General features: G+C 35.0%; 16 protein-coding genes. 7 read left to right on the top strand and 9 right to left on the bottom strand.

The features are described from left to right. Positions 1 to 8: 8 nt before the first annotated feature. From BMY56_RS16890 to BMY56_RS16915, 6 genes are all read right to left on the bottom strand, one after another. Positions 9 to 806 carry a 3-keto-disaccharide hydrolase gene (locus tag BMY56_RS16890; RefSeq protein ID WP_091626989.1) on the bottom strand — a complete coding sequence of 266 codons (798 nt, stop codon included), beginning with the start codon at positions 804 to 806 and terminating at the stop codon, positions 9 to 11. Between the two features lie 137 nt (positions 807 to 943). Beyond that, entirely contained in the window at positions 944 to 2,215 is a 1,272-nt protein-coding gene (locus BMY56_RS16895; protein WP_091626992.1) for an adenylosuccinate synthase, read from the bottom strand. Between the two features lie 19 nt (positions 2,216 to 2,234). Next, positions 2,235 to 2,711 (bottom strand): Fur family transcriptional regulator, encoded by a 477-nt coding sequence (locus tag BMY56_RS16900; protein WP_091626995.1) that lies wholly within the window; start codon positions 2,709 to 2,711, stop codon positions 2,235 to 2,237. A 49-nt stretch (positions 2,712 to 2,760) separates the two neighbouring features. Then, a complete protein-coding gene (locus BMY56_RS16905) occupies positions 2,761 to 4,965 on the bottom strand; it encodes a RelA/SpoT family protein (RefSeq protein WP_091626998.1) in 2,205 nt (734 codons plus the stop codon). A 44-nt stretch (positions 4,966 to 5,009) separates the two neighbouring features. Continuing rightward, complete coding sequence (locus BMY56_RS16910; RefSeq protein WP_091627001.1) at positions 5,010 to 6,242, bottom strand: M48 family metallopeptidase; 1,233 nt, start codon at positions 6,240 to 6,242, stop codon at positions 5,010 to 5,012. A 45-nt stretch (positions 6,243 to 6,287) separates the two neighbouring features. Further along, positions 6,288 to 7,100 carry a TrmH family RNA methyltransferase gene (locus BMY56_RS16915; RefSeq protein WP_091627004.1) on the bottom strand — a complete coding sequence of 271 codons (813 nt, stop codon included), beginning with the start codon at positions 7,098 to 7,100 and terminating at the stop codon, positions 6,288 to 6,290. An 85-nt stretch (positions 7,101 to 7,185) separates the two neighbouring features. Here BMY56_RS16915 and BMY56_RS16920 point away from each other — a divergent pair, with 85 nt between their 5' ends. The 7 genes from BMY56_RS16920 to BMY56_RS16950 all read left to right on the top strand — a co-directional run bounded on the left by BMY56_RS16920 (position 7,186) and on the right by BMY56_RS16950 (position 11,735). Then, positions 7,186 to 7,980: a hypothetical protein gene (locus tag BMY56_RS16920; RefSeq protein WP_091627006.1), complete on the top strand. Its 795-nt coding sequence runs from the start codon at positions 7,186 to 7,188 to the stop codon at positions 7,978 to 7,980. A 99-nt stretch (positions 7,981 to 8,079) separates the two neighbouring features. Beyond that, positions 8,080 to 8,322, top strand: coding sequence for a MoaD/ThiS family protein (locus BMY56_RS16925; protein WP_091627009.1), 243 nt, complete (start codon positions 8,080 to 8,082; stop codon positions 8,320 to 8,322). Further along, entirely contained in the window at positions 8,322 to 8,741 is a 420-nt protein-coding gene (locus BMY56_RS16930; protein WP_091627011.1) for a molybdenum cofactor biosynthesis protein MoaE, read from the top strand. The genes BMY56_RS16925 and BMY56_RS16930 overlap by 1 nt, the downstream gene beginning before the upstream one ends. Positions 8,742 to 8,853: 112 nt before the next feature. Next, positions 8,854 to 9,327, top strand: coding sequence for a cyclic pyranopterin monophosphate synthase MoaC (gene moaC / locus BMY56_RS16935; RefSeq protein WP_091627014.1), 474 nt, complete (start codon positions 8,854 to 8,856; stop codon positions 9,325 to 9,327). Then, positions 9,311 to 9,901 (top strand): molybdenum cofactor guanylyltransferase, encoded by a 591-nt coding sequence (mobA, locus tag BMY56_RS16940; protein WP_091627017.1) that lies wholly within the window; start codon positions 9,311 to 9,313, stop codon positions 9,899 to 9,901. The genes moaC and mobA overlap by 17 nt, the downstream gene beginning before the upstream one ends. 2 nt (positions 9,902 to 9,903) lie before the next feature. Continuing rightward, positions 9,904 to 10,971, top strand: a complete 1,068-nt coding sequence (moeB, locus tag BMY56_RS16945; RefSeq protein WP_091627019.1) for a HesA/MoeB/ThiF family protein — start codon at positions 9,904 to 9,906, stop codon at positions 10,969 to 10,971. Further along, on the top strand, positions 10,962 to 11,735 hold the full coding sequence (locus BMY56_RS16950; RefSeq protein ID WP_091627022.1) for a sulfite exporter TauE/SafE family protein: 774 nt from the start codon (positions 10,962 to 10,964) through the stop codon (positions 11,733 to 11,735). Before moeB ends, BMY56_RS16950 begins: the two co-directional genes overlap by 10 nt. 15 nt (positions 11,736 to 11,750) lie before the next feature. Here BMY56_RS16950 and BMY56_RS16955 read toward each other — a convergent pair whose 3' ends face one another. The 3 genes from BMY56_RS16955 to BMY56_RS16965 form a co-directional block, all read right to left on the bottom strand. Then, the gene (locus BMY56_RS16955) at positions 11,751 to 12,227 is read right to left on the bottom strand and encodes a hypothetical protein (RefSeq protein ID WP_091627025.1); all 477 of its coding nucleotides are present in this window, start codon (positions 12,225 to 12,227) and stop codon (positions 11,751 to 11,753) included. A 67-nt stretch (positions 12,228 to 12,294) separates the two neighbouring features. After that, entirely contained in the window at positions 12,295 to 12,759 is a 465-nt protein-coding gene (locus BMY56_RS16960) for a hypothetical protein (protein ID WP_091627028.1), read from the bottom strand. 9 nt (positions 12,760 to 12,768) lie between these two features. Beyond that, entirely contained in the window at positions 12,769 to 13,992 is a 1,224-nt protein-coding gene (locus tag BMY56_RS16965) for a molybdopterin molybdotransferase MoeA (protein WP_091627030.1), read from the bottom strand. Between the last annotated feature and the right edge of the window lie 46 nt (positions 13,993 to 14,038).

Raw genomic sequence — 14,038 nt, forward strand, 5'->3', positions numbered from 1 at the left:
TGTGGTGGTTAAAGTTTTTTAATTTTTATATTTCGGAACCAAATAGGGCTTGAATGATCTTGAAATCCAATATAGCCTGTTTTGAACTTTCCGTAATCTTTACTGTTTTTCCATTTATCGGAATTTTTTTTCGCGTACCAAGCTTCGTCCCATGGTACAAAAGATACTACTTTTTTCCCGTTCAACCAGTGTTCAACCTGCTCTGGTGTAAAGATGATTTTAGTGGTGTTCCATTCTCCAGCAGGATTTAAAATTTTGCCATTTGGGTCTGCAGCATGCATAGCATAATCAGAAGCTGTTTGTTGAAGCGGTTTTAGTTCTTCTGGCTTGTCGGTATATCCTAAACTTAAATTGTAATCGGTTAAATCATGAATGCTGGCATAGTTCTCATCATCTATTAGTTGATATTCTGGGGAAACTTCCGGTGGGCTGTCATACCCTTCTTTTAGGTGATAGAAGATGCCACTGTTTCCTCCTTTGGGTAATTTCCACTCAACATAAAGTTCAAAATTATCGAACTCTTCGTCACCATAAATGATATCGGTTCCACCAGTGTAATCTTGTTCCTTTCCTAATTCGGTGTCGAATTGTAGTTCTCCGTTTTTAGCTATCCAACCCGGGGGTAATTCCTTGCCATTGTATGCACGCCATCCTTTTGTAGTTTTACCATCGAATAAGGTAATCCATTCATTTTTGGTTTCAACTTCAGTAGTGACTTTTAAATCTTCTTTTTTGTTTTTATCCGTTTTACAGGATACTATGGAAAGTAACAAAAATAATATAGTAGGGTAGGTGAATTTTCTCATTTTTTCAGTCGTGTTTTAGTAGCGTAAGTGAAAACCTCACACAGTACTGAAATTACAAAAAAAAATAATGGCGATAAAGGTATTTCCCTATATCGCCATTCTCGTTAGTCGAACAACCTTTTCAGGCCGCTAAATGTTTATCTGTGAATTGTTTGAATTCTGTCTGGGCCAACAGAAACAATTTTAATAGGCACTTCTAATTCTTTTTCTAGAAAATCGATATAGTCGTTCAATGATTTTGGTAATTGGTCGGCAGAAGTCATTTTTGTTAAATCTTCTTTCCAACCATTCATTTCTGTGTATATCGGAGTTACATTTTCTGCTTCTATATTGTATGGAAAATGCTCGATTTTTTCTCCTTTATAGTTGTAAGCAGTACAAACTTTTAGTTTATCGAATCCGCTCAATACGTCACCTTTCATCATCATTAACTCGGTAACGCCATTTATACGAACTGCATATTTTAAGGCTACTAAATCTAACCATCCACAACGTCTTGGTCTGCCTGTTGTAGCGCCAAATTCATTACCTACGCGACCCATTGTTTCGCCATCTTCATCAAATAATTCAGTGGGGAACGGACCGCTACCTACTCTTGTGGTATATGCCTTGAATATTCCTTTTACTTCACCAATTTGATTTGGAGCAACACCTAAGCCGGTACATGCACCAGCTGCGGTAGTATTAGATGAAGTTACGAAAGGGTATGTTCCAAAATCAATATCCAGAAGTGATCCCTGTGCACCTTCGGCCAATATTTTTTTACCTTCTTTTTGGGCTTGGTATAAGTATTCTTCACTATCTATAAAAGTTAATGCTTTTAACTCGGTTACAGCTTTAAAGAAATCGGCTTCTAGCTCAGCAAGATCATATTGAATATCTACATCGTAGAAACTTATCATTGCTTCATGTTTATTTGCTAGACTACGATATTTTTCTTTCCAATCACTTAGTTCTAAATCACCAATTCGCATTCCGTTTCTACCAGTCTTATCCATGTAAGTAGGACCAATTCCTTTTAAAGTAGAGCCAATTTTCGCTTTGCCTTTAGAGGCTTCAGAAGCAGCATCTAACAAACGGTGGGTTGGTAAAATCAAGTGTGCCTTTCTAGAAATAAATAATTTGGACTTAATATCCAGATTAAATTTCTTCAATGCATCTAATTCTTTTTGAAAAATAACTGGGTCGATAACAACACCGTTACCAACAACGTTAACTGCATTTTTATGAAAAATTCCTGAAGGAATAGTATGTAACACATGCTTTATTCCATCAAACTCCAATGTATGACCAGCATTTGGCCCGCCTTGAAAACGAGCAATAATGTCATAATTTTCGGTTAATACATCAACAATTTTTCCTTTTCCTTCGTCACCCCATTGTAGGCCTAACAATAAATCTACTGCCATCTAAATATTATATACTTGGTTAGTTCTTATTATTTTCTTTCGTACCTACTTCTTTTGCAGGTGTATTTTTGGTCCCATAAAAATAAAGTGAATGTGCATTTATTTTAATGTTAAAAACCTCTTCAATTGTTTTTTTGATAGATTGAATTCTAGGGTCGCAGAACTCCATTACTTCTCCGGTATCGGTAAGTATAACATGGTCATGTTGATGGTCAAAATAAGACTTTTCATATTGAGCCTGATTTTTACCAAACTGATGTTTGCGTACTAGTTTGCAATCTAAAAGTAGTTCTATGGTGTTATATAAAGTAGCCCTACTAACTCTATATTTCTTGTTCTTCATGTTAATATAAAGTGACTCTATGTCGAAATGTTCGTCACTTTCATAAATTTCTTGAAGTATAGCGTAGCGTTCAGGGGTTTTTCTATGTCCTTTGTCTTCTAAAAAGGTAGTGAAGACGTTTTTTACAATTTCTTGATTTTTATCCGAAGACATATTTACTGCATTAATATACAAATGTACAGTTAAATTTTAATTTCCTTTTCTAAATTCGGGTTACTTTGTCAATACCATTAATCTCTCTTAATGAATCGGTCAATTTTTTAAGGATAGCCTTGTTTTTTACCACCACGGTAATTTTTCCTTTAAAGGTGCCGCCATCTGTACTAAAGTTTAGATTACGCATATTCACATGCATAATATCCGATATCACTTCTGTAATGTCACTGACCAAACCAAGGTTGTCTATACCTGTTAGCTCTATATCTGCCTGATATTCCTGTTGTGAAGAATCAATCCATTTGGCACTTATAATGCGATACGCATAATTAGATTGCAAGGATATCGCATTCGGACAATTCTTTTTATGAACTTTAATACCTTCAGATACACTTACGAATCCGAATACTTCATCGCCAGGTATAGGGTTACAACATTGAGAAAGTTTATATTCTAATTTTTCTTCCTCTTTGCCAAAAACCAGCATGTCATACTTAGATGTGATTTCTTCTTTATTGATATCTTCATGCACAGGAGTTCTACGCATTCGATTTTTGAAGAAACTGATAAATGCATTGTTGTAAGAAGATGCAAAATCTTTCAACATCGTATTGTCTATAGAACCAATACCGACACGATAAAAGAGGTCTAAACTAGTTTTAAGTTTAAAAAAGGTGACCATTTTATTAATCGAATCCTCATTTAAACTTACTTTTTGCGATTTTAGTTTTCTACGTAAAATTTCTTTGCCATCTTCAGCAACAGACTTTCGCTCTTCTCTTAATACCGACTTTATTTTTGCTCTAGCCCTAGCGGTGGTGGCATAATCTAACCAGTTTTGATTTGGTGTGGCTTGCTCGGATGTAATGATTTCTACTTGATCACCACTCTGTAATGTTGTATTTAGGGGAACTAATTTTCCATTTACTTTTGAGCCTCTCGTACGCATGCCTACTTCAGTATGAATATTAAAAGCAAAATCTAATGGCGTGGCTCCTTTGGGTAGCGATTTTAATTCACCCTTTGGGGTAAATACAAAAATCTCTTTAGAATATAAATTGAGCTTAAATTCTTCAACAAAGTCAACAGCATTGGTATTTGCATTTTCCAATGCTTCTTGAAGTTTATTTAACCATACTTCAATACCTTGTTCTTTTTGATCTCCATGCTTGTATTTAAAATGTGCTGCATACCCTTTTTCGGCTATTTCATGCATGCGCTCACTTCTAATTTGTACCTCTACCCATTTGCCTTTGGGTCCCATTACTGTAATGTGTAATGCTTCATAACCTGTAGATTTAGGAGAAGATATCCAGTCTCTTAAGCGAACTGGGTTTGGAGTGAAGTGGTCTGTTACTATAGAATATATCTTCCACGCGAGAAATTTTTCATTCTCTGTATCAGACTTATAAATTATCCTAATAGCAAACTTATCGTAGATTTCTTCGAAGGTTACGTTCTGATTAAGCATTTTTCTACGCATAGAAAAAATGGACTTCATTCTCCCTTTTATGACGTAGTTAAGACCTTCTTTTTTAAGAGAATTATCTATGGTATCTGAAAATGCATTGATATACGCTTGTTGCTCTTCTTTGCTATCTTCTATCTTATCCTTAATAGATTTATATACTTCTGGTTCGGTATACTTTAAACTTAAATCCTCTAGCTCTGTTTTAATATTGTACAGTCCAATTCTATGGGCTAAAGGAGCATAAATGTACAAGGTTTCAGATGCTATTTTAACCTGTTTATGCTCTGGCATAGAATCCATGGTGAGCATATTGTGATAGCGGTCTGCAATCTTAATTATAATAACGCGCACATCATCATTTAAGGTCAATAACATTTTTCTAAAATTCTCAGCTTGCTGAGAAATGTTCATGTCCTTTTTTAAATGTGATATTTTAGTAAGACCGTCTACTATGCGGGCAACTGTTTCACCAAACATACGATCAATATCATCTAAAGTATACTCGGTATCTTCAACAACATCATGAAGTAAGGCAGAGGCTATCGAAACAGCATCAAGACCAATTTCAGAGGCAACAATTTTTGCTACTGCTATAGGGTGGAATATGTAAGCTTCGCCAGATTTTCTACGTTGATTTTTATGCGCGTCAACAGCCACTTCAAAGGCACTACGTATAAGTGTTTTGTCCTCATCGGTAAGGGTTTGGTAGCTAATACGCAATAATTCCTTATACTCTTGAGCTATTAGCTTGTTTTCCTCTTCTATCGCTGCCTTTGTCATACTATATTAAAAATAAGATAAACTTAGATGATGGACAACAAAAATTACGCCTTTAAATTACGTATGCGATCTATAAGTGGCGGATGTGAATAATGCATGAATACATATGCCGGATGCGGCGTCAAATTACTAAGACTATTTTTGGATAGTTTTTTTAAGGAACTTATCAATGGATCTGCTGCATAAGTGTCTTTTGCATAATCATCGGCTTGATACTCGAATTTTCTAGAAAAGTAGTTCATTAATAATCCGGTAATCTCGGAAATCGGACTATACAAAATACCAAAACCAATTAGGGCGGCATGAAAGCTAGGCCGTTCAACACCAATCGCTAATGATACTTCAGGATTGTTAATGAAAAGGGATAATAGAAACAACATAAACCCGGCAAGTAAAATTGATGTTGCTAAATTGAAAATAATGTGCTTGCGTTTATAGTGCCCAATTTCATGCGCTAAAACAGCAACGATTTCTTCTTCTTCCAAATCATTGATCAGCGTATCATAAAGCGTTACTCTTTTTTCTTTCCCAAAACCAGAAAAATAGGCATTGGCTTTAGTTGAACGCTTAGAACCATTAATAACAAATATATGTTGCAAGTCAAAACCAACACTTGCAGCATAATGTTCAATTTTTTCTTTTAAGCTACCTGCTTCTAATGGCACTTGTTTGTTGAACAAGGGTACAATTAGTTTACTATAGAACAAGTTCATGATTAAGGTGAAGATTGTAATTAGACCCCAAGTATATAACCAAAAATTTGAACCTGACCATTGAAAGAACCAAATCACCAACGATAAGATACCACCTCCAATAATAATGGTCATGGCCCATTGCTTCAATTTATCGATTAAGAATGTTTTGTGAGTGGTTTTGTTGAATCCGAATTTTTGTTCGATTACAAATGTTTGATAGTAAGAAAAGGGAATATTTAAAATATCGCTACCGAGCATTATTATTCCGAAGAAAATTAAAGCTTGTATAATGGTATTGCTAGTGTAATTAAAAGCAACTTCATCTACCCATTCAAAACCTCCAAAAAATAAAAAACCTAGAATAAGGGCTAAGGAAAATGTAGAGGTTATTATACCGAACTTGTAATTACTTAATTTATAAGCTTGGGATTTTTCATATTCTTGAGCGTTATACACATCGTTAAGGTCATTTGGGATAGGGTCTTTGAAGCGTTTGGCATTCAGATAATTCATTACAGTGTCGAGAATAAATTCGCCGACTAGAATGAAAAGAATACAGTAAAAAACAAATGTTTTGTCCATAGAATATATTGAAAAATGGAATATTAAAAAGCGATTTTAAGCTTTTTAGATATTTAATTTTCGTTGGCGTTTAGCTTCAAAGATAAGTATTGCCGCAGATACTGAAACGTTCATAGAATCAATTTCACCCTCCATCGGTATAATAATATTCTGAGTAGAATTTTGCAGCCATTCATCACTTAGACCAGAGTTTTCTGTTCCGACCACTATAGCGGTAGGTCCTTTGAAATCCACTGTTGTATACTCCTTAGAGGCAGATAAAGCTGCACAGTAAACTTGAAACCCTTCTTTTTTTAAGTAGGATACTATTTCTGTTGTGCTTCCCATTTTAATATTTCTAGAAAATACACAACCGACACTAGAACGGATAATATTTGGATTGTAAAGGTCTGTTTTAGGATTAGCTATTAGTACAGCATCAAGGTTAGCAGCATCAGCTGTGCGTAATAATGCACCAATATTACCAGGTTTTTCAGGTGCTTCTGCTATAAGAACCAAAGGGCTTTTATGGCTGAATTTCAATGATGATACAAAGTGGTCTTTACTTTTTACTATCGCTAGCACACCTTCAGTTGTGTCTCGGTAAGCCAATTTTTTATAAACTTCGTTACTAACTGATATTAGTTTTTCGGGGTTGAATGATTTTAAAAAACGATTATTCTGAACATCGTTTAAAATATTTGCACAATAGAAAATAGTGTCTATTTCATAATTTGTTCTATTGGCAATTTGAAGTTCACGCATTCCTTCCAAAACAAATAAGCCAGTTTTTTTTCGTTCTCTAGATTTTTCCTTTAATAAAAGAACCTTCTTTATTAGGGGGTTATGTAAGCTAGATATATGTTTTGATGAATGCATGAATTGCAAAAGTAATGTAATCTGTTAAGTAGTTCATAATTTATCGACCAACGGATTTTTATAAACCAATAACGTAATTTTAATTATGAACAAGTTTTTTATTATCGTTTTAACCTTCTGTCTGTTTGCCTGTAAAGATAAGCCCAAGAAAGTGGGCTCTGTAGAGTCTGAAGAAACCGAGGTGAAGCAAGTTGAACAAACTATATATCCAAAGGAATTATTTAAGGTTTTTGAAGCTCATGGAGGATTAGATACATGGAAAGTTTATAAAACATTAAGTTTTGAGATACCAAATCCAGAATTTAATGAAGTTCAAACTATTGATCTTCAAAAACGATTTGATAAAATTTCTACACCAGTATATACCATAGGTTATGATGGTAGTGATGTTTGGCTTACAGACAATACAGGTGATTACAAAGGAAAACCAAAGTTCTATCATAATCTAATGTTCTATTTCTATGCTATGCCATTTGTACTTTCAGATGACGGAATTACGTATGAAAAAATTGATGCATTAGTTCATGAGGGTTTTAATTATCCAGGTTTTAAAATCACTTATAATAATGGCATTGGTGCATCATCTACCGATGAATATTATATTCATTATGATGCAGAAACATTTCAAATGAAATGGTTAGGGTATACAATGACGTATTTTACCGGTGAGCCTTCCGAAAAAATAAACTGGATCAACTACAATGAATGGGAAAAGGTTGATGAGTTTTTATTGCCAAAAGCGATTACATGGCATACCTTAGATGAGGGCGTGATAAAAGAAGCTAAGAAAACGGTTAATTTTGAAAAAGCTAATTTATCTATTGAAGCTAAGCCTGTAGAGTTTTATTCTAAACCTGAGAAAGCAGTAATCATAGAGTAAAAATTTTCTCTAACTCATATAATTTTTTTAAAATAGGGGCCATCTTTATGGCACCTTATTTTTTATAAGTAACTTGAATTTGAATAAATTTTTTGAAAAATGAACGTACTTTTTTTTGGAATTGCCAAAGATATTGTGGGAAGTTCTCAAATTACATTTTCTGATGAATTTAAAAAGCCTAATTCTGTTGCGGCATTGAAGGCTCAGTTGATGTTGTCTTATCCAGAACTTTCAAAATTAACTTCTTTGGCGGTAGCTGTAAATAGTGAATATGCAGAAGATGATGTATCTTTAACTGTGGGTGATGAAATAGCTATCATACCACCAGTAAGTGGAGGATAATGAGTGAAAAGATAATAGAAATAGTAGATAAGATAGATGCGTCAAAAGTATTTAACGAACTCTCACACCCCAAAAGTGGTGGTATTTGTGTGTTTGTTGGTACAGTTAGGGAATTTACCAAGGGTGAAGAAGTAGTTTCTTTAGAATTTGAGACCTATAAGAAAATGGCCTTAAAGGAAATGGATAAAATTGCTACCGAAGCCGTTGTTAAATGGAATTTAAATAAAGTGATTATTCGTCATGCAGTTGGTTTAAAAGAAGTTGAAGAGCCTGTAGTTGTCGTGGGTGCTTCTTCTGCACATAGAGATGCTTGTTTTGAGGCTTGTAGGTATTTAATAGACACCCTTAAAAAAACTGTCCCAATTTGGAAAAAAGAACGTTTTGAGAACAAATCTGTTTGGGTATCGGCACATCCATAAATTTTAAAGTTTTTTTGAATTATGGAGTTAAAGAGTTTTATTTGAATATGAAATAAACTCGATAAACCTAAGATTAAAACAACCTCCATCTTATAGGTACATAACAATACATATGACTAAACAACTTTCACATATAGACGAATCTGGCAATGCCTCAATGGTAGATGTGTCAAATAAACAAGTATCAGTGCGAACAGCGGTTGCTACAGGAAAAGTTGTTTTTCCTTCAGATGTTTTTGATACCTTGGCCTCTCAAGACTTTTTGGGACATAAAGGAAGTATAATTCAAACAGCCGTTATTGCAGGAATTCAAGCGGTTAAAAAGACTGCTGAGTTAATTCCGCTTTGTCATCAACTCAATCTTTCCAAGATACAAATAGATATTGCCCCAGTAAAAAATGCTTTGCAAATTACCTGTAAAGTAAAATGCAACGAGCAAACAGGGGTTGAAATGGAAGCCCTAACAGGAGTTTCTGTCAGTGCATTAACTATTTACGATATGTGTAAGGCCTTGTCGCATGATATCAAAATTTCTGAAATACAATTAGAACAAAAAACAGGAGGTAAGAATGACTTCAATCGCTAAACTATACGGTCTCGTTTTATCTGGAGGTAAAAGTACTCGAATGGGTACAGACAAAGGATTGATTGAATATCACGGCGTTCCTCAACGTGAATACTTATACGATTTACTTAGTCAAGTTTGCGAAAATACTTTCATTAGTCTACGTGAAGAACAGGAAGATGAACTGCCAGCGGCTATTAAAACAATTGTTGATTTAAATGAATTCAAAGGACCTTACAACGGACTTTTGTCAGCGCACAAAAAATATCCAGATGTGGCTTGGCTGGTTTTAGCCTGTGACCTTCCTCTAATGGATTTAGACGCCTTAAAAGAATTGATTTCCCAACGCGATAGCGCAAAAGAAGCAACTGCCTTCGCTTTAAAAGAGAATCCGCTACCAGAACCTTTATGTGCAATTTGGGAACCGCATGCGTTGCAACAATCTATTACTTATTTAGAAAGTGGGAATGGGACCTGCCCAAGAAAATATCTAATCAATCATAATACGAAATTGGTGTTTCCGAAATATCAGAATGTTTTGTTGAACGCCAACTCTGAGGAGGATTATAAAGAGGCATTGAAGAAGTTGGCGTAAGCATGAATAACGAACGTTACACCAGACAAACCACCCTTAAAGGCTTTGGCATAGAAGGTCAAAAAAAACTTACCGTAGCAAAAGTTTTGGTGATTGGTGCTGGAGGACTTGGTGTTCCAGTACTTACATACTTGAACGCAATGGGTGTAGGTGCCATTGGCATTGTGGATAATGATATTGTTTCGCTTACTAATTTACACCGCCAAGTACTATATTCGGAAAGTGATATAGGCCAATCGAAGGTAAAAGCGGCGCTAAAGAAACTAAAGGCACAAAATCCAAATACCGAGATAGTCATTTTTAATACATTTTTAACCACAAAAAATGCTCTTAAAATTATAGCGGATTATGATATTGTGGTTGATGCATCAGACAACTTTCCTACCCGCTATTTAGTGAATGATGCTTGCGTAATTCTAAAAAAGCCTTTTGTGTATGGTGCATTGCATGGTTACGAAGGACAAGTAAGTGTTTTTAATTATAAGGATGGGCCAACCTATCGTTGTCTTTTTCCAAATATGCCTAATGAAAATGAGGTCCCAAATTGTAATGAACATGGCGTACTAGGAATCATTCCAGGTATCATAGGAAACTTACAGGCTTTAGAAGCTATTAAAGTAATTACAGGAATTGGGGAAGTGCTTTCCGGAAAACTGTTGATTTTTGACGGACTCGTACAATCTTATCAAAAAATAAAATTCAAATTACAGCCTGAAAATCTCAAAATAGAAAAATTGCAAGATTTTTATGAGTGGAATGACCCTTGCGAAATCGTTCCAACAATTGAAGTAAAAGAGATTCAACAATTGTTAGTTGATAAGGCACAAATTATTGATGTACGTACAATTGAGGAATTTGAAAATTATCATCTACCAGATTCCGTTCATATTCCTTTAAATGAATTAAAAGCTAATACAGGGAAGATCAATTTTTCACTCCCCGTGTATTTATTATGCCAATCTGGAAAACGAAGTGAGACCGCTTTAAAACAATTGCGCGAACAGTACCCGGAAAGTTCGCTTTTTAGTATTTTAGGAGGTCTAAACCAGTATTTAGCTATATGCTCCTAACGATTACCGAACTTGTAATATTAATGCTTGGCTTTATGGTCATTGCAACGCTGTACTCTTCAGTAGGTTTTGGGGGTGGTTCTAGTTATTTAGCCTTATTGGCATTGGTTTTGACAAGTTTTTTCGCCATTAGAAGTACGGCTTTGATTTGTAATCTGGTCGTCGTTTCTGGAAGTACGTATCTCTATTGGAAAAACGGACACTTAGATTTTAAAAAGTTTTTACCTTTCATAGTTGCAAGTATTCCTTTTGCCTTTTTAGGAGCGCGATTTCGATTATCTGAGCAAGTCTTCTTTATCATTTTAGGAGGTGCTTTAATTATTTCTGCCTTAGCGCTGATATTTCAGACTTTAAAACTGAAGAAATCGGAAGAGGTGAATCCGAATTATCCCCCATATGTAACGTATTTGTTAGGGGCAGGAATTGGTCTGCTGTCTGGATTGGTAGGAATAGGAGGAGGTATTTTTTTAGCACCTATTCTTAATCATATGAAGTGGGATAAATCAATCAAAATTGCAGCGTTGGCTAGCTTTTTTATTCTGGTGAATTCTATTTCGGGCATAGGTGGTTTATTGACAAAAGGAATGTTCGAACTCCCTTGGATAGAAGCTAGTGGTCTAATTGTTGCCGTGTTTATAGGAGGACAAATTGGAATTCGTTTAAGCTTAAGTAAACTTACAGGAAACGGTATTAAAGTTGTTACGGCAATTTTGGTGTTGATTGTTGGAATTCGGGTTCTGTTTGTTAATGGGTTGCAGTTTTGAAATCACCAAGATTTTTCAAGGATATTGCTCAAGTAAACCAAACTGCCATAGGTGATATTTAATATGCATGTAATGAAATAACTCTACATCTGCATAAGAGACCTCACCCATGAAAGAAGCGTAAGGTATGTAATTTGGGTTATTGTCTTGAAAGGCATAATATTTTTCGACTGCATCAGGAATGTTTGTAATTGCTTCTTCTAGTGATGCGTATTTCAATGGCGGTAAATCTGCTTTTGTTTTTTCACTTGGTCTGTGAACCAAAACAGAACCACTTTTTATAAACTGCTGCATACCCAATTGTTGCTCAGAAGCAGGTTTTATTCTTTCCCCTTCAAATTTAGTCGTAGCAATCCCTAAAGCCATTATTAAATGTTCAACCATATGTTGAGGTGTCATGAGTCCGAAATTTGCTTTTGTGTCTAGGTCTAAGTTGTTCAAAAGCTCAGGAAATGTGTTGGTAAGAAATTCTCTTTTACTAAGGGAGGTCATTTTTTTTGTTGCTATTAAAAATTGTTCGGTTTTGTTACAGTTGGCCGAGTTAATGAAAAGTTATTGATTATGGTTTAGTAACCACCTGGCTATTTTTCTTAGATTTCAAGAATCGATAAAAATATTGAAAGTTACCATTATACCAAATCGAAAATATAAATGCGACATACAGTATCCAATCGGGTAATAACAAAGCGGTAGCGAAATATGTTTTTAAAACCAAAAAGGTCAATGCAAGTCCTGAAATACCTAAAGAAATATAGGTTCTCTTATCTTTTTTATTTAGCAAAATCATGGTGATAATTAATAGCCCCATAACAGGTTTGGTATGCAATAAAACAGGAACCAAGGTCGAATACTCAACATCAAAGAATAAGACCATAGCGCTCATATAGGCGGTCAAACAAAGCGGGCATTTGGGAATGAGAATCATTAAAATGGTGGAAAGAAAAGACATAGAGCCGCTTGCAGCTCCTGCTTTTTTGGCTGAAACAAATTTAGATTTACAGCAAGATGTCTTTATGGTTTCCATGCCAATAGTTTACCATTTTGTACGGTAAGGTACAAAAGGATAGACTTCATTCGCAAAAAATTGGCTTTTATTTTGCGGTAATATTAAAAAACCGTCTGTTTTTACAAGATTCGCAAAATCTCCTGAACCATTCCCTTTAATTGCTTCAGCAACTAATTTCCCATCTGGTTTACTTTCCAAAGTAGCTTCTAAGAAATAGACAAGGTCAGGTTTAAACTCCACATCGTTTTTGAGTTGCACGTAAAGTGTTTCCGACACAATTCCTAGAGATTTATGCAGCCAAAACTGTAAATACATATACACACAAACAAAAGAAGAAACTGGATTCCCAGGAAGGGCAAAAATCTTTTTACCATTGGTGTTGCTTCCAAACCAGAAAGGCTTCCCAGGGCGTTGTTGAATTTTATGAAAATGTTTTTTTACTTGTAGCTCCCCCAAAACATCGGGTAGGTAGTCGAACTTTCCTTTAGAAACACCACCTGTGAAAATAAAAAGATCATATTCCTTCAATAATCGTGAAATGGTTCTCAACATTTCTTCTTTGTCGTCGGCAAGATGTTGAAGTTCAGATAAAATCCCCCATTCTTTTAATGTTGCTTGAATACCGTAAATATTTGATCTACGAATCTGATGTAATTTAGGGGTTTCATATACTGGTACCAATTCATCTCCGGTAGAGAAAATAACCACTTTAGGCATTTTCTTGACCAGCAAGGAAGCTTTTCCTACTGCAGCAGCAATATTTATTTCTGCACTCGAAAGCTTTTCTCCTTGTTTGACAATTATGCTTCCTTGTGCAATATCTATTCCTTTGAAATGAACATTCTGTTTGTGATTTAAGATATCAAGATTAATTGTCGCTTGATTGTCTTCAATTGTAAGGTCTTCATAACGGATTACGGTATTAACACCATTTGGCATAATAGCACCTGTCATCACTTCAATACAATTTAAACTATTCTGTAACGATTGTTGTGGAGTTCCGGCAGCGGCAGTTGCTTCAATAGTGAACTTTCGCTGTCCCTTTTCGAAGGTTTCATAAGCAATAGCAATTCCATCCATTGTGACTCTGTCAAAAGGTGGGAAGTCACGGTCGGCGATTAAATCTTCAGCAAGATATGCTCCTATACAGTCTTCTAAATTTTTGTTTTCTGTTGAGAAATTACCTTTGTGTTCTTCTAAAATTGAAAGGGCTTTTTCGTAAGGGATAAAAAGGTTTTCCATTTCCTGCATTGGGAGTATTCATTTTTTTTATTAAAGTTAGTCTCTTTAATTTTTG

It is taken from the genome of Maribacter orientalis, assembly GCF_900109345.1.
GTDB classification, from domain to species: Bacteria; Bacteroidota; Bacteroidia; order Flavobacteriales; family Flavobacteriaceae; genus Maribacter; species Maribacter orientalis.